Source organism: Rhizobium hidalgonense, assembly GCF_002914525.1.
GTDB lineage: Bacteria > Pseudomonadota > Alphaproteobacteria > Rhizobiales > Rhizobiaceae > Rhizobium > Rhizobium hidalgonense.
Window position 1 is genome coordinate 159,398 of record NZ_LODW01000033.1, and the last position, 24,598, is coordinate 183,995.

Genomic DNA, 24,598 nt, shown 5'->3' on the forward strand with positions numbered 1-24,598 from the left:
TGGTCAGAAAATGCTCGACAAGACCTATGATTCTGCTGCCGTCGAACCCAAAATCGCCGCGAAATGGGATGAGGAAGACGCTTTCCGCGCCGGCGCGAACGCCAAGCCCGGGGCCGAGACCTTCACCATCGTCATCCCGCCGCCGAATGTCACCGGTTCGCTGCACATGGGCCATGCGCTCAACAACACGCTGCAGGACATCATGGTGCGCTTCGAGCGCATGCGCGGCAAGGACGTGCTCTGGCAGCCCGGCATGGACCATGCCGGCATCGCCACGCAGATGGTCGTCGAGCGCAAGCTGATGGAACAGCAGCTGCCTGGCCGCCGCGAAATGGGCCGCGAGGCCTTCATCGACAAGATCTGGGAGTGGAAGGCTGAATCGGGCGGGCTGATCTTCAACCAGCTGAAGCGGTTGGGCGCGTCCTGCGACTGGTCACGCGAACGCTTCACCATGGACGAAGGCCTGTCGAAGGCCGTGCTCGAAGTTTTCGTCACGCTCTACAAGGAAGGCCTGATCTACAAGGACAAGCGCCTCGTCAATTGGGACCCCAAACTCCTGACGGCTATTTCCGACATGGAGGTCGAGCAGCACGAGGTGAAGGGCCATCTGTGGCATCTGCGCTATCCGCTCGAGCCCGGCGTCACCTATCAATATCCGATTGCCTTCGATGAGGAAGGCAAGCCGACCGAATTCGAGACGCGCGACTATATCGTCGTTGCGACGACGCGGCCGGAGACGATGCTCGGGGATACCGGCATTGCCGTGAACCCCGAAGATGAGCGCTATAAATCGATCGTCGGCAAGCATGTCATCCTGCCGATCGTCGGCCGCAAGGTTCCGATCGTCGCCGATTCCTATGCCGACCCGACGGCCGGCACGGGTGCGGTGAAGATCACGCCTGCGCACGACTTCAACGACTTCGAAGTCGGCAAGCGCGCGAAGCTGCGCGCCATCAACGTTATGAACGTCGATGCCACGATTACCATCAAGGACAACGAGGATTTCCTCGAAGGCCTCGACAACCCGGCCGCACTGCATGGCGCCTGGGACCGTCTGGAAGGGCAGGACCGTTTCTACGCGCGCAAGATCATCGTCGAGATTTTCGAGGAGGCCGGCCTCGTCGACAAGATCGAACCGCACAAGCATATGGTTCCGCACGGAGACCGCGGCGGCGTGCCGATCGAGCCGCGGCTGACCGAACAATGGTTTGTCGACAATAAGACATTGGGACAGCCCGCGCTTGAATCCGTTCGCGAGGGAAAAACCAGGTTCATTCCGAGGAACTGGGAAAACACCTATTTCAACTGGCTGGAGAACATCGAGCCGTGGTGCATTTCGCGCCAACTCTGGTGGGGGCATCAGATTCCCGCCTGGTATGGCCCGGATGGTCAGGTCTTCGTCGAGCAGACCGAGGAGGAGGCGCTGCAGGCGGCGATCCAGCATTACCTCTCGCATGAGGGGCCGATGAAGGCCTATGTCGAGGACCTGCTCGAAAACTTCAAACCGGGCGAAATCCTGACGCGCGATGAAGACGTGCTCGATACGTGGTTCTCCTCCGCGCTCTGGCCCTTCTCGACTCTCGGTTGGCCCGACCAGACGCCGGAACTTGCCCGCTACTATCCGACGAGTGTTCTGGTCACAGGTTTCGATATCATTCCGTTCTGGGTCGTTCGCATGATGCAGATGGGCCTGCATTTCATGAAGGACGAGAATGGCGATCCCGTCGAACCCTTCCATACGATCTACATTCACGCGCTGGTGCGCGACAAGAATGGGCAGAAGATGTCGAAGTCCAAGGGCAACGTCATCGATCCCCTGGAATTGATCGACGAATACGGCGCCGATGCGCTGCGTTTCACCCTGGCAATCATGGCGGCGCAGGGCCGCGACGTGAAGCTCGATCCGGCCCGCATCGCAGGCTATCGCAATTTCGGCACCAAGCTCTGGAACGCCACGCGTTTCGCCGAGATGAACGGTGCCAAGAGTGATCCGTATTTCGTGCCCGAGGCTGCCGAACTCACCATCAACCGATGGATCCTGACGGAACTTGCCCGTACGGAACGTGACGTTACGGAAGCGCTCGAATCCTTCCGTTTCAACGATGCCGCCGGCGCGCTCTACCGTTTCGTCTGGAACGAGGTCTGCGACTGGTATCTCGAACTGCTAAAGCCGGTCTTCAACGGCGAGGACGAGGGCGCCAAGGCCGAGGCGCAGGCCTGCAGCGCCTATATCCTCGAAGAGATCTACAAGCTGCTGCATCCCTTCATGCCCTTCATGACCGAAGAGCTCTGGGCGCATACGGCAGGCGAGGGCAAGGAGCGCGACACCTTGGTCTGCCATGCCGAATGGCCCTCGCCCTCCTATGCCGATAACGGGGCCGCCGACGAGATCAACTGGCTGATCGACCTCGTCTCCGGCATCCGCTCGGTGCGCGCCGAAATGAACGTGCCGCCGTCGGCGACAGCGCCGCTCGTCGTCGTCAAGGCCAACAACCTGACGCGCGAAAGGCTGTTCCGCCACGACGCCGCCATCAAGCGGCTTGCGCGCGTCGAGGCGATATCGCTGGCCGACGATGCGCCGAAGGGGGCTGCTCAGATCGTCGTCGACGAGGCGACCATCTGCCTGCCGCTCGGCAATCTGATCGACCTTTCCGCTGAAAAAGCCCGGCTGGAAAAGGCGATCGGCAAAATGGAAGGGGAGATCTCGCGCATCGACGGCAAGCTCTCCAACGAGAAGTTTGTCGCCAATGCCAATCCCGACGTGGTCGACGCCGAGCGTGAGCGCCTCGAGGAGCTGAAGGGGCAGATCGCCAGCTTGAAGACCGCGCTCTCCAGGGTGAGCGAAGCCGGATAAGTTTCAGCCCTCGTTTTGGCAAGCTATTTCAAAGACGCGCTCCCCAGGGGCGCGTCTTTTGTCGTTTGGGCGCGCGTTGATTCGGTCCTGAAAACGCTGATTTCAGGCGCTAAGGCTGTGGATTGTGGCTTCCCGGGCCTCCTGCGGGCGAAAACTGTCACTGTTGTCGGATTGATACAGCTTCCGCAATGTGTGGAATGAAAACCCAAAACCCCATCTGAAAATCGGCCGCTCTGGAATAAAATTTTATTAACCAGATTTTTTGACGTGTCCGTCAATTTCTTTACGTAAGTTGGCCGATCTAAGGCCTGGGAGCACCGCCGTGGGGCGCGTTGCCAGGTCGAGCGAACACTTACTAGAGTGGCGTCACATCAATTGCTGGAGTGGGGGAGACACAATGGCATCGCGTAGGTTTTCCAAGGGCGTTACGTCGCTCGTTCTTTTTTCGTCGCTTGCATCCCCGTCCTTCGCCGGCGGTCTGGAGCGCGGTGGATACAATATCGATCAGCTGTTCGATACGTCGCCTTTCTCATTTCAGTCGGGCGTGACCTACGTCACGCCGCAGCGCAAGCTGAAGGACGTCCGCGATACGGAGACGTCGCTATCTTCAGGCGGCAATCTGAACAGCCGTCCAAACTCCGCCGACGAGACCTCAAATTACACGATCCCCTATATCGGCTTTAAGGCTGGTTTCGGCGATGCAGTCGACTGCCTTGTCGACTATTCGGAGCCCTTCGGCGCGCATACCGACCCCGGTTCGAACTGGGCCGGCGCCAACAATAACATTGAGACAGAGATCAAGACTCGCAACTATGGCGGCACCTGCTCCTATCGTTTTGATGTCGGCCCTGGACAGCTTCGCTTCATCGGCGGCGCTTTCTATCAGGAAGTCGAAGGCTTCAAAGAACGTCTGGTTTCAACGGTTCCGCTTCTGTTCGGTACTGGAACTGGCGTCGGCCGCCTGGATCTCGACGATAGCGGCTGGGGCTGGCGTGCGGGTCTCGCTTACGAGATTCCGGAATATGCGATGCGTGCGAGCCTCGTCTATAACAGCCGCGTCAAGTACGATAACTTGACCGGGACTGTTGACCTCCGTCAGGTTCCGGTTGTCCCGATGTTTGGCGGCCAAGTCACACCTGTTTTTGGTTCCGCCGAAGCGCCGGATTCGCTGGAGCTGAAGCTGCAAAGCGGAATCGCTCCGGATTGGCTGGCCTTCGGGTCGGTCAAGTGGACGAACTGGAGTGTCCTGCAATCCGTGCCTTTCTGCCCGACGTCGACCAAGGGCGTGGTTGCCTGCAAATCCGGCGGCTCGACGGAGCTAACCTCGCTCGACCTGCTTTATCAGGATGGCTGGACGATCAGCGGTGGCGTGGGCCACAAGTTCAACGATCAGTGGTCCGGTGCAGTCAGCCTGACATGGGACCGCGGCACCAGCCAGGGCTATGGCGCGCAGACCGACAGCTGGACCGTGGGGCTCGGTGCAGCCTACACACCGACCGAACATATTGAATGGCGTGTCGCCGGTGCCGTGGGCGTGTTGACGAGCGGTTCGTCCGGGGTCATGACCCGGAACGGCGTCACCTTCGGAGATGATGTCTCCTATTCCTTTGGCAACGATCTGGTCGCTGCACTGTCGACCAGCCTAAAGGTCAAGTTCTAATCCTCCCATTTGAAGAATTGACGAGCCCGGCACTACCGGGCTCTTCTTTATTCACGCCCGTTAATCATGCCATTTTCTCATCCCGTTTTGTGACGATTCCGCAACACTTTTTTACGACGATTGGCGTAAGGTGGCGGCGGGGTGAAATTGTCCATTTCCCGCCACAAAGAGAGCGCAGCGATATTTGCAGGCGAGGATGTGGGCAGGCTTGCGGTGCGTGTAAATAGTAGCATGGGTCGATTTTTTTCCGGTAATACCAGATCGCGCGATACGATTGGCGGCAATCGTTTGGTTGTGGGCGTTTCGCTTTCCGCACAAGGGTGTTCCGGCCGCCAACCCGGCCTCGCGGCGGCGCCGTCGAGCCGTTCGTTGTTGTCGTTTTCGGCCCGCTCGGGTCAGCAGCCCGGCATTGCCGGAGACGCCGATACCGGTTTCGTCACATTTGCCGTTTACGAATATGGTGAAGGCGGGAAGGCGGATGCCGCACCTGCCGAAAGAGTGCCACGGAGATTGCAGTCGGGCCATGCCGGGAGCCGGGTGGTTCTGAGTGATGGGGTGAGAATTCGGCCTTCGAGAGAAGGTCAATGGGCTGGATGCGACGCGGGCAAAGGAGCCATGGAGCTCGCCGCGGGATCGCTCGCCTCGACGAAATACATCCGCGGAACGCACGGCGCGAGCGCCGCTGCCTCCTGCCTGCGATGAGCGAAAGAAATCGGTTGAAATGGTGACGTCCGAGTTCAAACTGTTCCAATTCATGCTGATGGGCATGTCTTTGGCCGTAGCGCTGGCGCTGTCCGGCCCAGTCCGCGCATTCGACATCAAGGCCCCCGTCAGCAAGGAATCCGGACCCTTCGATCTCTTCAAGTTCGGCTTCAAAGCCTATAAGAACGGACAGAAGGAAGAGGCGGTCGAAGCCTATAAATACGCTGCCGAAAAGGGCCACACCGGCTCGCGCTGGGCGCTTGCCAACATGTATGCCGATGGCGACGGCGTGACGCAGGATGATTTCGAAGCCTTCAAGATCTACAGCGAGATCGCCCAGCAGGGTGTCGAGCCCGGCTCGGAAGATACCGGCTTCTTCGTCAACGCGCTGCTCTCGCTCGCCAACTATTACAAACATGGCATATCAGGCAGTCCGGTCCGGATCGACCTGACCCAGGCGCGCCAGCTTTATTTTCAGGTGGCCTCCACCTTTGGCGTCCCCGAGGCGCAGTTCCAGCTGGCGCAGATGATGCTGGCCGGCGAGGGTGGCAATGCCAGCCCGCAGCAGGCGAAGAAATGGCTAAACCAGGCCCGCAAGAGCGGTCATCCCGGCGCCATGGCGGTTTTCGGCAATATTCTTTTCGACGAAGGCCAGACGGCCCGCGGTCTCGCTTTGATGACCGCCGCTCTCGACCGCTGCAAGCCCAAGGATTGCAACTGGATGGAAGCGCTGCAGGAACAGGCCTTCTCGGTTGCCAACGAGGCCGACCGCCGCACGGCGGTATCCCTGTCGCACAGCATCGCCAGCGGCTCTGACGATTAAGTTCGGACGGAAGCCTCAGGCCGCGAAATCGAAATAGGCGATCACAGGCACGTGGTCGGACGGCTTTTCCCAGGCTCGTACATGTTTTTCGATCGCAGCCGAGGTCATCCGGTCGGCCGCCTCAGGCGATAGCAGCAGGTGATCGATGCGGATGCCGTTGTTCTTCGGCCAGGCGCCGGCCTGATAGTCCCAGAACGAATAGAACTGCGTCGCATCCGTCGTCGCGCGCACCGCATCCGTCAGCCCGAGATTTTCGAGCCGTCTGAACGCCTCCCGCGTCTGCGGCAGAAACAGCGCATCACTTTCCCAGACCCTGGGATCGAAGCAATCGTGCGGTTCCGGGATGACATTGTAGTCGCCGGCAAGCACCAGCATCTCCTCATAGGCCAGCCGTTCGGCGGCAAAGGTCCGCAGGCGCTCCATCCAGGCGAGCTTGTAGGGGTATTTCTCCGTGTCGACAGGGTTGCCGTTCGGCAGGTAGATGCAGCAGACGCGCAGGATGCGTGTGTCGGGCAGCGTGAACACGGCTTCGAGGAAGCGCGACTGTTCGTCGAGTGGATCGCCGGGCAGGCCGCGGTTCACTTCGGAAGGCGAACTCTTGGAGAGGATCGCCACGCCATTGAAGCCCTTTTGACCGTGTGTTTCGACGTGATAGCCGAGCGCTTCGATCTCCAGCCTGGGAAAACCTTCGTCGACCGTCTTGATCTCCTGCAGGCAGACGATATCCGGATCGGAATCCTTGAGCCATTGCGTGAGATTGTCGATGCGCGCCTTGACGCCGTTGATGTTCCAGGTCGCGATCTTCATGGCTCTGTCCCGTTCATGACGACATGCGTAAAAACAAAGAGCTAAAGCGTGCCGCATGAATCAGCGTCGATGCAGCTTTAGCGGGCTTCTTGTATCGCGGTATTTCGCCAGGGGACAAGACGATAAACCGGCCGGAAGCAGTTCTTCGGCCGGTTCGATGGGGACAATGCCTTAGGTTCAGATCTTCAGATCGAGAAGCTGGTGCCGCAGCCGCAGCTTGCCACCGCATTCGGGTTCTTGATCTGGAAGGATTGGCCAAGCAGATTGTCGACGAAGTCGATCTCCGAGCCCGCCATGTAGACGAGCGAAAGGCTGTCGATCAGCACTTTGGCGTCGTTCTTTTCGACGATGATGTCGTCGTCGCCGGCGCCGTCGGCAAGGTCGAACTTGTAGGAAAAGCCCGAACAGCCGCCGCCTTCGACGGAGACGCGCAACGCGCTCTTGCCGGCTTCGGCGCCGACGATCGCAGCGATACGCTTTGCTGCGGCATCTGAAAGGGTTACACTCGTATCCGTCATGTTTCCTCCTGCCGGGGTCAAGATCCGGAGAGAATGGGTTTTGGCACTTGAATGTTCAAATGCCTGATATCAAACAAACTTATCATGATCCTCGGAAAAAGGCCACGATGCGCCGAGGTGGATGAGAAAGTGCCTCTTTGCCGTTTCTTCGGGCTATAGGTATGAAGAGGGCAAAGCGGCGTCAATGGGCAGATGCGGCAACATGCAGGATGACTGTGAAGAATGACGATCGATAGGCGTGCTTTAGGTTTCGGCAGCGGTGAGAGGGCGGTCTATGCGGCAGACCCCTGGACGAGCCGCGGACGGCTCTATCACGAGGACGGAAGCCCGACGCGCTCCGATTTCCAGCGCGACCGCGACCGCATCGTCCATACTACCGCCTTCCGCCGGCTGAAGCACAAGACCCAGGTCTTCATTGCCCAGGACGGCGATCACTACCGCACCCGGCTGACGCATACGATCGAGGTGGCGCAGATTGCCCGCGCGCTCGCCCGCGCCCTGAAGCTCGACGAGGATCTGGCCGAGGGCGTGGCGCTGGTGCATGATTTCGGCCACACGCCGTTCGGTCATACCGGTGAGGACGCGCTGCACGAGGTGCTGCTGCCTTATGGCGGCTTCGATCACAATGCCCAATCGCTGCGCATCGTGACCAAGCTGGAGCGGCGGTATGCCGAATTCGACGGCATCAACCTGACATGGGAAAGCCTCGAAGGTCTGGTCAAGCACAATGGTCCGCTGCTGACGCCGGATGGTGTCGGCACGCGCGGGCCCGTGCCGCAGCCGATCCTCGATTATTGCGAACTGCACGATCTCGAGCTTGCAACTTATGCCAGCCTCGAGGCCCAGGTGGCGGCGATCGCCGACGACATCGCCTACAACACCCACGATATCGACGACGGGCTGCGCTCCGGCTACCTGACTTTCGATATGCTGGAGGAAATCCCGTTCCTTGCCGGGCTGATGGCCGAGGTGAGGGACCGGTATCCGCATCTGGAACCGAGCCGCTTCACCCATGAAATCATGCGCCGGCAGATCACCCGCATGGTTGAAGACGTAATCGGCGTTGCGCAGGAGCGCCTTTTGCTGCTGCGCCCCGAGAGCGCCGCCGACATCCGCGCCGTCGACCGGGTCATCGCCACCTTCTCCGAGGCGATGGCCGAAACCGACCGGCAGATCAAGGCGATGCTTTTCAAGCGCATCTATCGCAATCCCGATATCATGCGCATCCGCGCCGGTGCCGCCCAGATCGTCACCGATCTCTTTGCCGCCTATATGGCCAATCCCAAGGAGATGCAGAGCCATTACTGGGTCGACCATATCGCCGGCCTCGCCGATGCACCGAAGGCCCGCCATGTCGGCGATTACCTCGCCGGCATGACCGACACCTATGCGATCAGCGCCCACAGGCGATTGTTTGACCACACTCCGGATTTGCGATAGGCAGCGGTCGCCCCGCCAAGGGCGGATTTGAGCCTTTGGCACAGCCTATGCATGGAAGAGTGCGATGAACCTTTTTACCGACTTCGAAGCCAGGATCAAAACCGCCCTTGAACAGATCGATCTGGTCAGGGACAAGCGATCCGAGCTCGATTTCGGCCGCATCGCCGTCGAGCCGCCGCGTGACGCGAGCCACGGCGACGTTGCGACCAACGCCGCGATGGTGCTGGCAAAGCCGCTCGGAACCAATCCCCGTGCGCTGGCCGACGTCATCATCGCCAAGCTCAGGGAAGACGCCGATGTTGCCGATGTTTCGGTCGCCGGTCCCGGTTTCATCAACATTCGTCTCGCCGTCGGTTACTGGCAGCAGTTGCTCGCGTCGATGATCGGCGCCGGTACCGATTATGGCCGCTCGACGCTCGGCGCGGGCCGGAAGGTCAACGTCGAATATGTCTCGGCCAATCCGACGGGGCCGATGCATGTCGGCCATTGCCGCGGCGCCGTCGTCGGCGACGCGCTCGCCAACCTGCTCGCCTTTGCCGGCTACGGCGTCGAGAAGGAATATTATATCAACGATGCCGGTTCGCAGATCGACGTGCTCGCCCGTTCCGTCTTCCTGCGCTATCGCGAAGCGCTCGGCGAAAGGATCGGCGAAATTCCCTCGGGTCTCTATCCGGGCGACTATCTCGTGCCGGTCGGTCAGTCGCTGGCTGCCGACTATGGCGTGCGGCTGCACAATATGCCGGAAGACCAATGGATGCCGATCGTCAAGGACCGCACCATCGATGCGATGATGGTGATGATCCGCGAAGATCTGGCGGCGCTGAACGTCCATCACGACATCTTCTTCTCCGAGCGGACTCTGCATGCCAATGGCGCGGCCGCCATCCGCACGGCGATCAACGACCTGACCTTCAAAGGCTTTGTCTACAAGGGCACCTTGCCGCCGCCGAAGGGCCAGCTGCCTGAGGATTGGGAAGATCGCGAACAGACGCTGTTCCGCTCGACCGAAGTGGGCGATGATATGGACCGGCCGCTGATCAAGTCGGACGGCTCCTACACCTATTTCGCCGCCGACGTCGCCTATTTCAAGAACAAGTTCGATCGCGGTTTCGACGAGATGATCTATGTGCTCGGCGCCGACCATGGCGGCTACGTCAAGCGCCTGGAGGCGGTTGCACGCGGCGTGTCGGATGCTAAGGCGAAGCTGACGGTGCTGCTCTGCCAGCTCGTCAAGCTCTATCGCAACGGCGAGCCGGTGAAGATGTCGAAACGCTCGGGCGATTTCGTCACGCTTCGGGAGGTCGTCGAGGAAGTCGGCCGTGATTCGGTCCGGTTCATGATGCTTTACCGCAAGAATTCCGAGCCGCTCGACTTCGATTTCGCCAAAGTGACGGAACAGTCGAAAGATAATCCGGTTTTTTACGTGCAGTATGCGCATGCCCGCTGCATGTCGGTCTTTCGGCAGGCGAGGGAGGCTTTCGGCGACCTCGATGTTTCTCCCGAGGAACTGGCGCAAACCGTTGCAGGCATTGGCGATCCGGCCGAATTGCAGCTCGTCGCCAAGCTCGCTGAATTCCCGCGGATGGTCGAGGCGGCGGCCCAGTCGCAGGAGCCGCATCGCGTCGCTTTTTACCTCTACGACCTCGCAAGTTCGTTCCATGCGCACTGGAACAAAGGTAAAGATCAGCCGGAATTACGATTTGTTAATGATAAAAACCGAGAATCAACTATTGCCAGACTTGGGCTGGTGTACGCCGTCGCGTCGGTATTGAAGTCGGGACTTGCCATTACAGGCACTGCCGCACCGGACGAAATGCGATAACGTCACCATTTACCCACAATGCGCTGGCATCTCAGAGTTGGCGTTTGCGAGTGGGATAGGCATGGCTGATAAACAACTTGCGTATGATACGCGCGGAAAAGACGATCTGTTTGCCGACGATGATCCGTTGGCCGAACTTGCCCGTATCGTCGGTTTCGAGCCGCGCGTTGCAGCAAATACGGTGACCGAAACACGGCACGAGCCCGCCCTCGATCTCGAGGACGAGCTTGGGCGTGAGTTCGACCGTTACGATTCTCCCCGTCCGCTCGCCGAGCTCGACCGCCCCGCCGAGCCGATCTCCGATGACGAGACGCCTGAAGATTACATCGAGCCCGTTCTCGATGCGTCTCCCGCCATCGAGAGGGCTGATGTGCCCGAACCGGTTTCCGTCGCCTCCGTTGAGGTCGAAGAAGATGCTGCGCCGGCCGCAGGCAACTGGGATGCGCCCGCCGACGATGAGGCGGCTTGGCCGCAGCAGCTTTCCGTCGAGCCGGCTTCCGGCGCGCCGGTGCAATCGGCCTTCGGCGGTGCGCGCGATCTGATCGAGGAGCTTGAGCTGTCGATCGGTTCTGCTCCTGTCTCTTCGCTACCGCAGCCCCCCAAGGCGCCGCAATGGTCGGCGGCCAGCATCAGGCTGCCGCTTGCCAATTTCCACGCTGCCAAACGCGAGGAAACGGTGGTTCCGCCGGAGCCTGTGGCCGAAGCGCTCGCCGCAGCACCGGTGGCTGAAGCGCCATCCGCCGATCTCGCCGCGGCAGAGCCGCAGCCGGTGGTCGAGCAGCCCGCCCCGGTCGTCGAGCAATTGGCTCCGGTCGTCGCTGTCGAGCCGTCCGAGGAATTCGAATCCGCGTCTCCGTCGCTTGGCTTCCCCGCCGAGCTCGATCGCCATGACGAAATCGCGTCGGAACAGATTGCCGAGGCCGAAGACTTCGTCGAAATCGAAGACGAACTCGAAGATTTCGGATCCGATGCCGGTTTCGATCTGATCGCCGCCGCCGTCGAGGGCGAGATCCAGGCGGATGCGGCGCTGACCGAGGTCGTGCCTGAAGTTCCGCGCACTGCCGGCACTTTCGATCTCGACGATCTGCTTGCCGACGTCTCGCGTTATCCGGTGCCGCAACGCTCTAATCCGGCGCCCGTTTCACAGCAGGCCGACTCGATCGAGGCCGATGCCGTTGCTGCCACTCCTATGGTCGCTGCATTTGCCCAGCCGCAGGTGATCGCTCCAGCACCGGCCACCGCGGCCCCCGTTCGGCCTGCTTCGGTCGAGCCGGCGCCGGTCTATACCGCCGAAGCCGCAAGGCCGGTCGCGCCGCAGCCTGCCGAGGTCATCGCACCCCAGCCGGCCGCAATGGCATATTCGCGGGCGCTGCAGCCTGTGCCGGAAGCCGACGACCCCTTCGCTGGCCATGATTTCGAGCTGGATCTTGCCGGCATCGAGCTGGAACTCGCCGATCTCGATTTCTCCGAAACCGAGCTGGCGCCGGCTGAGCCCGCGCCGCAACCGGAGCCGCCGGTCCGTGCCCCCCAGCCGGCCGCCGCCGTCTCCCCTCGGCCCGCCGCCGGTTTTTCGCCCGAGCCGCAAAATCCCACTTTCCAGCAGGCGCCATCCGCCGCTCCGCGGCCTGCTCCTGCCTTCGTTGAGCCCGAGGCTCCGGCTCCGGCCGTCAACTGGGGAACTGCCGCCGAATCGACCGAAGATCTGCCGTTTGATCCAGCGATGATCTCCGATCCGGAGGATCGTCCCGAGGCGGTCGAGGACATGCACGTGCCGGCGCTGCCGCCGGTCGAGCAGCCCGCGCCGGTCGCGAAAACACAGGATTTCGATTTCGATCTCGACGCCGAGATCGCCAGCTTCTTCGAGCCGGCCAAGCCGCGGGAAACGCCGGCCCCGGTTCGCGATACCGCCGCAGCCGCGGCAAAGCCGGTCAAGCCGACCATCGCCGACGGCCTCGATGATTTCGAACGGGCGCTGGAGGAGGATTTCCGCCGCAGCGTGCGCGAGCCGGTCGAGCGTCGCGAGACCTCCGAGGTCCGCATCGAATCAGCAAGCCAGGCGGCCGATTTCAGCCGTGCCCGGTCGATGCGCCGGCTGCTGGCCGGAGCCGTCGTGCTCGTGGTCTTCGCCGGCGTCGGTTATGGTGTCTATTCCTCCGTCTGGAACGGCGAGGGGCTCGGCATCGTCGCATCCGGCGAGCCGCGCGTGATCACTGCCGACAAGGAGCCGGTGAAGGTCGTTCCGGAAAATCCCGGCGGCAAGACCGTGCCGAACCAGGACAAGGCCGTCTACGATCGTGTTGCCGGCTCTGCCGAGGAGCCGAAGCAAAAGGCGCTGGTTTCTTCCGACGAGGCGCCGGTCGATGTTGTCCAGCGCACGCTGACACCGGAATCGCTGCCTGAGGACGACGAGAACGCCAATGCCGGCGATCAGGTCACGCCGACCGCAGTCGGTGAGACGGAAGATCCGCGGTTGCTGCCGAACGAGAGCAGCGCCGACAACGCTGCCGCCAGCGATGCCGGCAAGACGCCATCGGTTTCGCCGCGCAAGGTACGCACCATGATCGTCAAGCCTGACGGCACGCTGGTCGCCCGCGAGGAACCGGCGCCCGTCGACCAGGCGGCTGCACCGACGACAGCGTCTGCCCCGGCAACGCAGTCTGCACAAGCCGCTCAGCCGGTGCCGGCCTTGACGCCCCCGTCGGCGCAATCTGCTTCGCCCGTGCCGCCGGTCGGCGGAACGGCCGCAAGCTTCCCGACGAGCGCCGAGGTTGCCTCCGCCGATGCCCGCGCCGCAGCGCCGGCCGAAACCGCGCCGGCAAAGCCGCCGCTTGCCGCCGCCGCTGATGCGCAAGCTGCAAATCCCGCTCCGGTCGATGCGCCGGTGCGTCCGGTCAAGACCACGGCGATCGGCGATACCGCTCCGGTTCCGACCGCGCGCCCGGCCGACCAGCCCGTCAACGTCGTCGGCACGGTGACCGAAAAGGGCAACGTTCGCGCTCCCGCACAGCAGCCGAAACCCGCCCAGCAGCCGAAGACGACGGAGGTCGCTGCTGCAGCACCCGCCGCCGCCCAGCCGCAGCAGGGCGCCTCCGCCGGCGGCTATGGCATCCAGATCGCCTCGCTGCCGTCGCAGGACGAGGCGAACCAATCCTATGCCAATCTGTCGAAGAAATTCGCCGGTGTGCTTGGTGGCCGCGCCCATGAGATCCGCAGGGCCGATATCGCCGGGAAGGGCACTTTCTACCGTGTCCGTATTCCGGCCGGTTCCAAGGACGAGGCGGCTGCGCTCTGCGAACAATATCGCGCGGCGGGCGGAAGCTGCCTGATCTCCAAGTAACATTAAGGTTTCAATGAAATAACAGGAGCGGCGGGCCGGATCGGTCCGCCGCTCTTTTTTGTGCATCGCCCCCGAGCTTGCTCGCATTTGGCCGGGCGCCGTCTATGATTCTGCTATGACCGAATCAAAAGCGATGATCCTTGGCTGCAGCGACCTTGCCCTTACATCCGAAGAGAGAGCGTTATACCGGGGCGAACGGCCCTGGGGCTTCATCCTCTTCGGGCGCAACATCTCCGAAGCAGGGCAGATTGCCGATCTTGTCGCCGAATTGCGCGACAGTGTCGGCTGGCATGCGCCGGTGCTGATCGACCAGGAGGGCGGCCGCGTTCAGCGCATTCGTCCGCCGGTTTTCTCACGTTATCCCTCCGGCCAGGCGCTCGGTGATCTCTATCGCCGTGACCCGGCGCTTGGGCTGCGCGCCGCCTGGGTAATGTCGCGGCTGCACGCCTTCGACCTTTCGAGCCTCGGCATCGATGTCGATTGTCTGCCGGTGCTCGACGTGCCGGTGGAGGGCAGCAGCAACGTCATCGGCGACCGCGCCTATGGAGGCGATCCCCAAACCGTCATCGCCATGGGCCGGGCGGCTGCCGAAGGGCTGAAGGCCGGCGGCCTGTTGCCCGTCATGAAGCACATGCCGGGCCACGGCCGCGGCTTTGCGGACTCTCATCTGGAGCTGCCTGTCGTCACCGTTTCGCGCGACGAGCTGGAGGCTCACGATTTCCCGCCCTTCGTCGCAATGAAGGAAGAGTTGATGGCCATGACTTGCCACGTTGTCTTCACCTCGATCGACCCGGACAATCCGGCGACGACCTCGCGCAAGGTGATTGACGGCGTCATCCGCGAGCATATCGGTTTTACCGGTCTGCTGCTCTCCGACGACAGCTCGATGAATGCTCTTTCCGGCACGATCGGCGAACGCGCGGCGAATATCATTGCAGGCGGATGCGATATCGTGCTGCATTGCAATGGCCATATGGACGAGATGCTGGGTGTCGTGGCAAATGTTCCCCCGCTGGCCGGCGCGTCGCTTGCCCGCGCGAAAGCAGTGGAAGCAGGCTTCACAGCGCCGGATGCCGCCGATGAGGCGGAATTGCGGGCGGAATTCGAGGCGATGTTTGCGATCGGGTGATCGCAGAGGATGTGATCGCAGGGGATGTGATCGTAGAGGAGCAGGGTGGTGAGCACGGTCAAGGGCACGGAACGTCCGCAGGCGGCAACGCCGATGGACAAGTTGTGGCAGGAGAACGGCGCCGAGCGCGCCAGCCACGAGCCGGCGTTGGTGATCGACGTCGCCGGCTTCGAAGGCCCGCTCGATCTGTTGCTCTATCTCGCCCGCAACCAGAAGGTCGATCTGTCGCGCATTTCGGTTCTGGCGCTCGCCGAGCAATATCTGCAGTTCGTCGAAAGCGCCCGGCGTATCCGCATCGAGCTTGCCGCCGATTATCTCGTCATGGCGGCTTGGCTCGCCTATCTCAAGTCGCGCCTGCTGATACCCCAGCAGATCAAGGATGACGGTCCTTCGGGCGAGGAGATGGCGGCAACGCTCGCCTTCCGGCTGAAACGCCTGGAAGCCATGCGCCACGCCGCAGAAGGCCTCGTCAACCGCAACCGCCTCGGCCGCGACATCTTCGTACGCGGTGCGCCTGAGCATATTCCCGACCGGCAGCAATCCGCCTATGCGGCGAGCCTCTACGATCTTTTGACCGCCTATGCGGCGCTGCGCCAGCGCAATGCCGTTACTCAGGTGACGATCGAGAGGCGCAATGTCTGGTCGCTGACCGATGCCCGCGAGCTGCTGACCCAGATGATCGGCGAGGTCGGCGACTGGACGGCGATGGAGCATTATCTGCTGCGTTATCTCGCAGCGCCTGAGGAACGAGTCACGGCGATTGCCAGCGCCTTTGCCGCCTCGCTGGAGCTGGTGCGCGAAGGCAAGCTGGAAATCCGCCAGGACGGCGCCTTTCAGCCGATATACATGCGCCGTGGGCCCAAACACGCCACGCTGCAGGTGGTGGAGCAGGAGCAGCCGGCTTGATCGATCCGAAGAGCGAAGAGGATTTCAAGAACGATTTCGAAGACAGGAGCCGCGACCTGCAGGCGGAGATCGAGGCTGAGCGTATCGCCGAGGCGCTGGTCTTTGCCTCCTCGCAACCCGTCTCCGAAGGCTTCCTTGCCGAGCGCCTGCCCGAGATGACCGATGTGCGCGCCACCATGCTGCGCCTGAAGGCGCAATATGCGCCGCGGGGCGTCAACCTCGTGCAGATCGAGGGCGCCTGGGCCTTCCGCACCGCCGCCGATCTCTCCTTCGTCATCCGCCGCGACGACAATGAGGTGAAGAAGCTCTCGCGCGCCGCATTGGAAGTGCTGGCGATCATCGCCTATCACCAGCCGGTGACGCGCGCCGAGATCGAGGATATCCGCGGCGTCCAGACCTCGCGCGGCACGCTCGACGTGCTGATGGAAGCCGGCTGGGTGCGGTTCCGCGGCCGCCGGCGCACGCCGGGCCGGCCGGTGACATTGGGCACGACACGCGATTTCCTCGACCATTTCGGTCTCGAAGAGCTGCGTGATCTGCCCGGTCTCGAAGAATTGAAGGGCGCAGGCTTGCTGTCGGGCCGAATTCCGGCAAACTTCAATATTCCCTCGCCATTGATGAACGACGAGTTGACCGAGGACGAGGACCCGATCACCCAGATGGATCTGGAGGAACTTGGGTTGCTGGCACCGCGCGGCACCTCCGAAGATTGAAGAGCCGCGTCTTGCTTTTGCCATGCATGGCGAAAACAATGCCGGCCATCACTTTTCCATCGGGCGATGGCTTGTCACAAAGGGCGATACCGTGACATTAAGCGCAGTTCAATTGGCTTGATGTTGGAAACGATGTCGGAAATCCTTACATCGAGGGAACATCGAAACAGGGAGTTAGGGTAATGGGTTCTTTTAGCATGTGGCACTGGTTGATCGTTCTGGTCATCGTGCTGTTGTTGTTCGGTCGCGGCAAGATCCCGGAACTGATGGGCGATGTCGCCAAGGGCATCAAAAGCTTCAAGAAGGGCATGACGGACGAAGACGCGCCGGATACGGCGAAGACCGTCGATCACAAGGCCGACGAAACGAAGTAACCAAGTCCGGGAAAAGCGCCGCCCCCGCGCTACCCGTCCAGGAGCCTTGCATGTTCGATATTGGCTGGACCGAGCTTTTGGTCATCGCGGTCGTGCTGATCGTGGTCGTCGGTCCCAAGGATTTGCCGCCGATGCTGCGCGCTTTCGGCAAGATGACGCAGCGCGCCCGCAAGGTGGCGGGTGAATTCCGTGCGCAGTTCGACGAAGCGCTGCGTGAGGCCGAGCTTGACGATGTCCGCCAGACGCTTAGTGACGCGCAGAAGCTCAACCCGGTCAATAGCCTGCGCGAGGCGATGAACCCGCTTCGCCAGATGGGCAACGAGATCAAAGCAGACCTGCAGAAGGCGTCCGCCGCTCCGGAAAACAAGACCGAAGTGCCGCCGGCTGCCGTTTCGGCGCCGACACCGTCGATGAGCCTGCCGGAGACTCCGCCGTTGGTGCCGGTACCTGCGCCGCCTGAACCCGTCGCAGCAGGGGTTGTCCAGGCCGATGAGGTTGCCGCCAAGCCGAAGGCCGTGCGCAAGCCGCGCGTCAAGGCTGCCGACGCGGTCGATGCCGCGGCCGCCATCGCCGTGCCTGTCGAAAAGCCCAAGCGCACGACGACAGCCAGGAAGCCCGCAGCGCTGAAGACACCGGTGCAGACGAAGAAGGACGAGGCATGAGCGGTGATATCGAAGACAAGCCGCAGCCGCTGATCGAGCACCTGATGGAGCTGCGCACGCGGCTGATCTGGTCGATCGGCGCGTTTTTCGTCGCCTTCATCGCATGCTTCTTTTTTGCCAAGCATCTCTTCAACTATCTGGTCATTCCCTACAAGACAGCCGTCGAATGGGCCCATCTCGATGTAGAGAAGGCTCAGCTCATCTACACCGCGCCGCAGGAATTCTTCTTCACCCAGGTCAAAGTGGCGATGTTCGGCGGCCTTGTGGTGGCCTTCCCGATCATTGCCGCCCAGGTCTACAAATTCGTGGCGCCCGGTCTCTACAAGAACGAGCGCCAGGCCTTCCTGCCGTTCCTGATCGCCTCGCCGGTCCTGTTCCTGATGGGCGCCGCGCTCGTCTATTTCTTCTTCACGCCGATGGTCATGTGGTTCTTCCTGTCGATGCAGCAGGCGCCGGGTCATGACGAGGTGGCGATCTCGCTGATGCCGAAGGTTTCGGAATATCTGAGCCTGATCATGACGCTGGTCTTCTCCTTCGGCCTCGTCTTCCAGCTGCCCGTCATCACCACGCTGCTTGCCCGTGTCGGTTTGCTGACGTCGCAATGGCTCGCCGAAAAGCGCAAATTCGCCATCGTGCTCGCCTTCATCGTCGCCGCCGTGTTGACGCCGCCCGATCCGATGTCCCAGATCGGCCTTGCGATACCGACGATCCTTCTCTACGAGATTTCCATCCATGCGGCGCGACTCGTGGAGCGCCAGCGTGCCCGGCAGGCGGTCGAAAAGGACACCGAATCCGCGGACGTTGCCAAGACGGACAGCGTCTGAGCGGCAATCCGGAAATCCTTCCATGAACGCCGTCTCATCCGGTCGAAGCCCGGTCAGGCTTTGGCCGGGTCATTTCTGTTGCAACGACCTGGAACGACGATGCTCGATATCAAATGGATCCGTGAGAATCCCGAAGCGCTCGATGCCGCCCTTGCCAAGCGGGGCGCGGAGCCTTTGGCCCAAAGTCTCGTTGCCCTCGATGAAAAGCGCCGTTCCGCCGTGCAGAAGGTGCAGGACCTGCTGTCTCGCCGCAATCTCGCTTCCAAGGAGATCGGCGCGGCGATGGCCCAGAAGAACGCCGAGCTTGCCGAGAAGCTGAAGGCCGAGGTCGCCGAACTGAAGACGCTGCTGCCGGCGATCGAGGAAGAGGACCGGCAACTGACGGCCGAACTCCACGACGCGATCTCGCGCATCCCCAACATCCCTTTCGACGACGTCCCGGTCGGCAAGGACGAGCATGACAATGTCGTCACCCGCACCGTCGGCGAAAAGCCGCGCTGGAACCATACGCCGAAGGAGCACTTCGAAATCGGCGAGGCGCTCGGCTATATGGATTTCGAGCGCGCGGCCAAACTCTCCGGTTCGCGCTTCACGGTTCTGACTGGGCCGCTCGCCAGGCTCGAGCGCGCGCTCGGCCAGTTCATGATCGATCTCCACACCCGCGAGCACGGCTATACCGAAGTTAGCTCGCCGCTGATGGTGCGTGCTGAAGCGCTGTTCGGCACCGGCAATCTGCCGAAGTTCGAAGAGGATCTCTTCAAGACGACGGATGGCCGCTATCTCATTCCGACGGCCGAGGTGACGTTGACCAATCTGGTGCGCGAGGAGATCCTCGACCAGGAAAAACTGCCGCTGCGCTTCACGGCTTTGACGCCGTCCTTCCGTTCGGAAGCCGGCTCGGCCGGCCGCGACACGCGCGGCATGCTGCGTCAGCATCAGTTCTGGAAATGCGAGCTCGTTTCGATCACCGATGCCGAGAGCGCCATCGCCGAGCATGAACGCATGACGGCCTGCGCCGAAGAAGTGCTGAAGCGCCTCGGCCTGCATTTCCGCACGATGACGCTTTGCACCGGCGACATGGGCTTCGGCTCGCGCAAGACCTACGATCTCGAAGTCTGGCTGCCGGGGCAGAACGCGTTCCGTGAAATTTCCTCCTGCTCGGTCTGCGGCGATTTTCAGGGCCGGCGGATGAATGCGCGCTACCGCGGCAAGGACGACAAGAGCAACAGGTTCGTGCACACGCTGAACGGCTCCGGCACGGCCGTCGGCCGCTGCCTGATCGCCGTGCTCGAAAATTATCTGAACGATGACGGCTCCGTCACGATTCCGGACGTTTTGCTGCCTTATATGGGCGGATTGACCAAGATCGAACGGGCGGCCTGAGGCGATGCGCATCCTGCTGACGAATGACGACGGCATTCACGCAGAGGGCTTGGCCGCGCTGGAGCGGATTGCGCGGACCCTGTCCGACGACGTCTGGATCGTGGCGCCGGAGACCGACCAGAGCGGCCTGGCCCATTCGCTGAGCCTGTCTGAACCTTTGCGGCTGCGCAAGATTTCCGACAAGCATTTCGCCTTGCGCGGCACGCCGACCGATTGCGTCATCATGGGCATCAAGCAGGTGATGGACATCAAGCCCGATCTCGTCCTGTCGGGCGTCAATTCAGGCTCGAACGTCGCGGATGACGTCACCTATTCCGGCACCATCGCCGGCGCCATCGAAGGCACCATGCAGGGCGTGCGTTCCTTCGCGCTCAGCCAAGCCTATCTCTATGAGGACGGCGCGCGCATCGTGCCATGGGAGGTCTGCGAGACGCATGCGCCGGCTCTTCTGGAAAAGCTGATGGTTCTGGACCTGCCGGAGGGCACGTTCCTCAATCTCAATTTCCCGAACTGCCGTCCGGGCGAGGTCGACGGCGCCGAGGTGACCATGCAGGGCAAACTCGCCTTCAATCTGCAGGTCGATGCCCGCTCCGATGGCCGGGGGTTTCCCTATTATTGGCTGAAGTTCGGCGAACGCGCCGGCGCCTTCATCGAAGGCACCGATATTCACGCCCTGAAGCATAACAAAATTTCGGTAACGCCTTTGAAACTGGATCTGACCGATTATTCCGTGACGGACCGCGTGGCGCGGGCCCTGGGATACGGAGCACAGGTTTGACGGCAAGACTGGCCGAGAAAGAGGGCTTTGCGGCGCTTGTCCTCAGATTGCGCGCTGAAGGCATCTCCGACCTCGATTTGCTGACGGCGGTCGAACAGACGCAGCGCTCGCTCTTCGTGCCGCCGCAATTTTCCGATGACGCCTATTCGAGCCGGACGATCCCGATCGAATGCGGCTCCTTCCTGGAAGGCATCGATTTTGTCGTCCGCATTCTGCATCACCTGAAGCTCAAGCCGGGACAACGCGTTCTGGAAATCGGCACCGGCAGTGGCTTTACCGCCGCCGTCATGGGCCGCATGGCTGAGCGTGTCCTATCCATCGACCGCTACAAGACGCTGACATCGGCTGCACAGCGGCGCATGGAATCGCTGGGTCTGCGCAACGTTATCATCCGCCACGCCGATGGCAGTGCCGGCATGCAGGGAGAGGGCACCTTCGACCGCATCCTGGTGACGGCGGCCTTCAACGCGATGCCGCGCTTTTATACCGATCAGCTTGTTTCCGGCGGTTCGATGATCGCCCCGCTGATGATCTCCGAGAATGAATGCCGCATGGTTCGGCTGACGAAAACCGGCAGCCGGTTCGAGCGCGAGGAACTGTTCGAAGCCCCTTATTTGCCGATCGTTCCGCGGCTTGCCTCGCTGCTGTAGCGACTGCGATTTTTCGCCCGTAAGCTATGGTTATCAACTTCTCAAAAATATCGCACTGATTCCAGCATCTTAACTGCGTGGTAATACTAACGCGTTTTAATAGACTCACAAATGGTTGCGTTCTCAGTGGGTCGAGTCAATGCGTTTCAGTCTTTCGCCGAAGTTCGGGAAGTCGGCCGGTAATCTTCTGGTTGTGGGTCTGCTGGCGAGTGCCGCAACAGGCTGCAGTTCCGATGTGACACGGTTTGGCGGCTTGTTTTCCTCCTCAGGGCAGGATCAGATCACCACCAGCTCCATTCCGCGCAGGGGCGGCGCCCAGGGTGATCCGGTGCCGCGCGCCGATCTCGGCGGCTCCGCCGTTGCAAGCCAGTCGGGATATGGTGGCGGCAATGGTGCACTGAACCAGCCTTATCCATCGAACCAGACTTATGATCCGGTCCGCACGTCGAGCGCCCGTATGGCCTCCGCGCCGGTCGCGGTGCAGCGTTCCGATCTTGCAGCTCCGACGGCCGTTGCGCCGCCCCGGCAGCGGGAAAGGGAAGTCGCGCTCGCCCAGCCTTTCCCTTCGGCGCCTCAGGCTGAAAAGCCTCGTTTGGTGGCCCCGGCCGCGCCGAAGCTGACGCCCGATCCTCTGGCTACGGGCACGACGCCGAAGGTCTCCGGCTGGTCCGCGACCAACGCGCCTTCCGTGACGCTGCGTCCGGGTGAAAGCATCGCCACGCTGTCCAGGCGCTTCGGCGTCCCGGAAAAGGAAATCCTGCGCGTCAACAGCCTGAAGACCGCATCTGCGGCCAAGCCCGGCCAGGCGATCCTGATCCCGACGTTCAACGGCGGCAATGCCGCCAAGTCGGCATCGCAGGCGGCCGACCTCTCCAAGCCCGGCAAGATGCCGGAACCGGTGAAGGCGCCTGAGCAGAACGTCGCTGTCGTTCCCGGCGCCAATTCCGCCCGCGACAAGACCATGGCGAGCGCCGATTCTACCGGCAAGCTTCCGGCCGGCGCCGGCAAGGACCCGAAGGCGCCTGCTGGCACCTATGTCGTCAAGCAAGGCGATTCGCTGGCAAAGATCGCCAAGGCGACCGGCACCAACATCGACGATCTCAAGGCCGCCAACAATCTGTCGGCCAGCTCGGTCAAGATCGGTCAGGCGCTGAAGATCCCGAACGGCACAGCCGACAACATCAAGACGGCCTCGATCCCGGCCGCGAAGGTCGATCCGAAGCCGGCTCAGGCAGCGCCCGCCCAGCAAACGGCCTCCGTCGAGCCCGCACCCTACAAGGCGCCGGCCGCCACCCAGACGGTCGACGATGTCGAGAAGAAGTCCGACGTCAGCTCCGCCGCACCGGAATCGACCGGCATCGGCAAGTATCGCTGGCCGGTCCGCGGTCAGGTCATTGCTTCATATGGCGCCAACGTCAACGGCAACCGCAATGACGGCATCGACATCTCGGTGCCGCAGGGAACCCCGATCAAGGCCGCCGAAAACGGCGTCGTCATCTATGCCGGCAACGGCCTGAAGGAACTCGGCAACACGGTTCTCGTCCGTCACGACGACGGCACCGTCACCGTCTACGGCAATGCCGATACGCTGAGCGTCGCCCGCGGTCAGAAGATCCAGCGTGGCCAGACGGTCGCCGTCTCCGGCATGAGCGGCGACGTTAAGCAGCCGCAGGTCCATTTCGAGGTGCGCAAGGATGCATCCCCGGTCAACCCGATGACTTTCCTAGAATAGGTATAGCGTCCCAGGAAGCGCAAAAGCCCGGCCACCCGCCGGGCTTTTGTATTTTTAGCCTCTGTCAATATGGACGCGCATGCGTCCGGCCAGATCCTGAATATACTGCCAGGCGACGCGGCCGGACCGCGCGCCACGCGTCGTTGCCCATTCCAGCGCCTCTGCATGCATCTTGTCGCGCTCGAGGGCGAGTTTGAAGTAATCGGCATAGCCGTCGATCATGCCGAGATAATCTTCCTGGCTGCATTTGTGGAAGCCGAGCCAGAGACCGAAGCGATCGGAAAGCGAAACCTTCTCCTCGACGGCTTCCGACGGATTGATCGCCGTCGACTGCTCGTTTTCCATCATGTGGCGCGGCAGCAGATGGCGCCGATTTGACGTCGCATAGAAGAGCACATTGTCCGGTCGCCCTTCGACGCCGCCGTCGAGTGCCGCCTTCAGCGACTTGTAGGCGGTGTCGTCGTGATCGAAGGAGAGATCGTCGCAGAAGACGATGACGCGGTAGGGTGTGTCCTTCAAGAGATCGAGCAGGGTGGGGAGGCTGGCGATATCCTCGCGATGGACTTCGACCAGCTTCAGCGCGACGCCGCTTTCGCGCCTGACATCCTCATGCACGGCCTTAACAAGCGAGGATTTGCCCATGCCGCGTGCGCCCCAGAGCAGCACGTTGTTGGCGGCATACCCGTCGGCGAACCGCACGGTATTCTCATGCAGGATATCGCGCACATGATCGACGCCGCGGATGAGCTTCAGCGTCACCCGGTTCGGCTTGTTCACAGGCTGCAGGTGCTGGCGAGACGGCGCCCAGACGAAACAGTTGGCCGCATCCCAATCGTTGACGGCAGGCGGCGGCCCGGCGAGGCGCTGGACGGCATCGGCGAGCCGTTTCAGTTCGGCAAGCAGGGCGGTGTTGATTTCCTCGGTCATCGCAAGCTCCTGATTTCTTGCTGCGGCAATCCGCTTTATCTTTCGATGCGGGGTAGCATGGCGTTTTGCCGGCGGAAAGGTTATGAGGCAGCGGAATCGGTACTGTTTCGGGCTGTTTCTGTTGCATTCATCGAAGCGGTAATTATAGTCCGGCAACCTGAAAAATAAGGCGGAGTTCCGCCGCCAAGCCTGAGGAGTTTAGCATGTTCATCACCCCGGCATTCGCCCAGAGCGCGACCGACACCGCAACCGGTTTCGGCGGTTCCGGTTTCGAAATGATCATCCTGTTCGTGCCGCTGATGGTCGTCTGGTACTTCCTGCTGATCCGCCCGCAGCGCGCACAGGCCAAGAAGCGTGAGGAAACCCTGAAGGCGATCCGTCGGGGCGACCAGGTCGTCACCGGCGGCGGCCTCGTCGGCAAGGTCACCAAGGTCATCGACGACAAGGAAGTCGAAGTCGAGATCGCCGATGGCGTTCGTGTGCGCATCGTCCGCAGCGGTATTTCGGATGTGCGCGTCAAGGGTGAACCCGTCAAGGCCGACGCAGCGTAACAAGCG

At 61.8% G+C, this 24,598-nt stretch carries 21 protein-coding genes; 18 read left to right on the plus strand and 3 right to left on the minus strand.

Annotation, left to right across the window (positions count from 1 at the left end; all coding sequences use genetic code 11):
* Nucleotides 1–10 precede the first annotated feature (10 nt).
* From ATY29_RS03410 to exoR, 4 genes are all read left to right on the plus strand, one after another.
* Nucleotides 11–2,854: a valine--tRNA ligase gene (locus ATY29_RS03410; protein WP_097535167.1), complete on the plus strand. Its 2,844-nt coding sequence runs from the start codon at nucleotides 11–13 to the stop codon at nucleotides 2,852–2,854.
* 397 nt (nucleotides 2,855–3,251) lie between these two features.
* Entirely contained in the window at nucleotides 3,252–4,514 is a 1,263-nt protein-coding gene (locus tag ATY29_RS03415) for an OmpP1/FadL family transporter (protein WP_097535169.1), read from the plus strand.
* 141 nt (nucleotides 4,515–4,655) lie between these two features.
* Nucleotides 4,656–5,216 (plus strand): hypothetical protein, encoded by a 561-nt coding sequence (locus ATY29_RS03420; RefSeq protein ID WP_003573571.1) that lies wholly within the window; start codon nucleotides 4,656–4,658, stop codon nucleotides 5,214–5,216.
* A gap of 19 nt (nucleotides 5,217–5,235) precedes the next feature.
* Nucleotides 5,236–6,039 (plus strand): exopolysaccharide production regulator ExoR, encoded by an 804-nt coding sequence (exoR, locus tag ATY29_RS03425; RefSeq protein ID WP_003573569.1) that lies wholly within the window; start codon nucleotides 5,236–5,238, stop codon nucleotides 6,037–6,039.
* A 15-nt stretch (nucleotides 6,040–6,054) separates the two neighbouring features.
* Here the strand turns inward: exoR and xth are convergent, their stop codons facing one another.
* Together xth and erpA are read right to left on the minus strand one after the other, a co-directional pair.
* Entirely contained in the window at nucleotides 6,055–6,846 is a 792-nt protein-coding gene (gene xth, locus ATY29_RS03430; protein WP_097535171.1) for an exodeoxyribonuclease III, read from the minus strand.
* Between the two features lie 185 nt (nucleotides 6,847–7,031).
* Entirely contained in the window at nucleotides 7,032–7,364 is a 333-nt protein-coding gene (gene erpA / locus ATY29_RS03435; RefSeq protein WP_003573565.1) for an iron-sulfur cluster insertion protein ErpA, read from the minus strand.
* Between the two features lie 222 nt (nucleotides 7,365–7,586).
* Between erpA and ATY29_RS03440 the strand changes: the two genes are divergently transcribed.
* The 13 genes from ATY29_RS03440 (at nucleotide 7,587) to ATY29_RS03500 (ending at nucleotide 23,114) form a co-directional block, all read left to right on the plus strand.
* Nucleotides 7,587–8,804: a deoxyguanosinetriphosphate triphosphohydrolase gene (locus ATY29_RS03440; protein ID WP_003573563.1), complete on the plus strand. Its 1,218-nt coding sequence runs from the start codon at nucleotides 7,587–7,589 to the stop codon at nucleotides 8,802–8,804.
* Nucleotides 8,805–8,868: 64 nt separating this feature from the next.
* Nucleotides 8,869–10,626 (plus strand): arginine--tRNA ligase, encoded by a 1,758-nt coding sequence (argS, locus tag ATY29_RS03445; protein ID WP_097535173.1) that lies wholly within the window; start codon nucleotides 8,869–8,871, stop codon nucleotides 10,624–10,626.
* Nucleotides 10,627–10,687: 61 nt separating this feature from the next.
* Entirely contained in the window at nucleotides 10,688–13,963 is a 3,276-nt protein-coding gene (locus tag ATY29_RS03450; protein ID WP_097535175.1) for an SPOR domain-containing protein, read from the plus strand.
* Between the two features lie 115 nt (nucleotides 13,964–14,078).
* On the plus strand, nucleotides 14,079–15,092 hold the full coding sequence (nagZ, locus tag ATY29_RS03455) for a beta-N-acetylhexosaminidase (RefSeq protein ID WP_097535229.1): 1,014 nt from the start codon (nucleotides 14,079–14,081) through the stop codon (nucleotides 15,090–15,092).
* Between the two features lie 48 nt (nucleotides 15,093–15,140).
* The gene (locus ATY29_RS03460; RefSeq protein WP_097535177.1) at nucleotides 15,141–15,998 is read left to right on the plus strand and encodes a segregation and condensation protein A; all 858 of its coding nucleotides are present in this window, start codon (nucleotides 15,141–15,143) and stop codon (nucleotides 15,996–15,998) included.
* Complete coding sequence (scpB, locus tag ATY29_RS03465) at nucleotides 15,995–16,711, plus strand: SMC-Scp complex subunit ScpB (RefSeq protein ID WP_003573552.1); 717 nt, start codon at nucleotides 15,995–15,997, stop codon at nucleotides 16,709–16,711. The genes ATY29_RS03460 and scpB overlap by 4 nt, the downstream gene beginning before the upstream one ends.
* 182 nt (nucleotides 16,712–16,893) lie before the next feature.
* Complete coding sequence (locus ATY29_RS03470) at nucleotides 16,894–17,085, plus strand: twin-arginine translocase TatA/TatE family subunit (protein ID WP_003538990.1); 192 nt, start codon at nucleotides 16,894–16,896, stop codon at nucleotides 17,083–17,085.
* Nucleotides 17,086–17,135: 50 nt separating this feature from the next.
* Complete coding sequence (gene tatB, locus ATY29_RS03475) at nucleotides 17,136–17,747, plus strand: Sec-independent protein translocase protein TatB (protein ID WP_003573549.1); 612 nt, start codon at nucleotides 17,136–17,138, stop codon at nucleotides 17,745–17,747.
* A complete protein-coding gene (tatC, locus tag ATY29_RS03480) occupies nucleotides 17,744–18,571 on the plus strand; it encodes a twin-arginine translocase subunit TatC (RefSeq protein ID WP_003573547.1) in 828 nt (275 codons plus the stop codon). Before tatB ends, tatC begins: the two co-directional genes overlap by 4 nt.
* Before the next feature lie 99 nt (nucleotides 18,572–18,670).
* On the plus strand, nucleotides 18,671–19,954 hold the full coding sequence (gene serS, locus ATY29_RS03485; protein WP_025416062.1) for a serine--tRNA ligase: 1,284 nt from the start codon (nucleotides 18,671–18,673) through the stop codon (nucleotides 19,952–19,954).
* Between the two features lie 4 nt (nucleotides 19,955–19,958).
* Nucleotides 19,959–20,732 carry a 5'/3'-nucleotidase SurE gene (gene surE, locus ATY29_RS03490; protein ID WP_003573544.1) on the plus strand — a complete coding sequence of 258 codons (774 nt, stop codon included), beginning with the start codon at nucleotides 19,959–19,961 and terminating at the stop codon, nucleotides 20,730–20,732.
* On the plus strand, nucleotides 20,729–21,382 hold the full coding sequence (locus tag ATY29_RS03495; protein WP_003573541.1) for a protein-L-isoaspartate(D-aspartate) O-methyltransferase: 654 nt from the start codon (nucleotides 20,729–20,731) through the stop codon (nucleotides 21,380–21,382). The genes surE and ATY29_RS03495 overlap by 4 nt, the downstream gene beginning before the upstream one ends.
* Nucleotides 21,383–21,521: 139 nt before the next feature.
* Nucleotides 21,522–23,114 (plus strand): peptidoglycan DD-metalloendopeptidase family protein, encoded by a 1,593-nt coding sequence (locus tag ATY29_RS03500; protein ID WP_003573538.1) that lies wholly within the window; start codon nucleotides 21,522–21,524, stop codon nucleotides 23,112–23,114.
* 54 nt (nucleotides 23,115–23,168) lie between these two features.
* Here ATY29_RS03500 and ATY29_RS03505 read toward each other — a convergent pair whose 3' ends face one another.
* Nucleotides 23,169–24,041 (minus strand): ATP-binding protein, encoded by an 873-nt coding sequence (locus ATY29_RS03505; RefSeq protein ID WP_097535179.1) that lies wholly within the window; start codon nucleotides 24,039–24,041, stop codon nucleotides 23,169–23,171.
* 203 nt (nucleotides 24,042–24,244) lie between these two features.
* On the opposite strand from ATY29_RS03505, the gene yajC reads away from it, so the two are divergent.
* Complete coding sequence (gene yajC, locus ATY29_RS03510; RefSeq protein ID WP_003573534.1) at nucleotides 24,245–24,592, plus strand: preprotein translocase subunit YajC; 348 nt, start codon at nucleotides 24,245–24,247, stop codon at nucleotides 24,590–24,592.
* The last annotated feature ends 6 nt before the right edge of the window (nucleotides 24,593–24,598 follow it).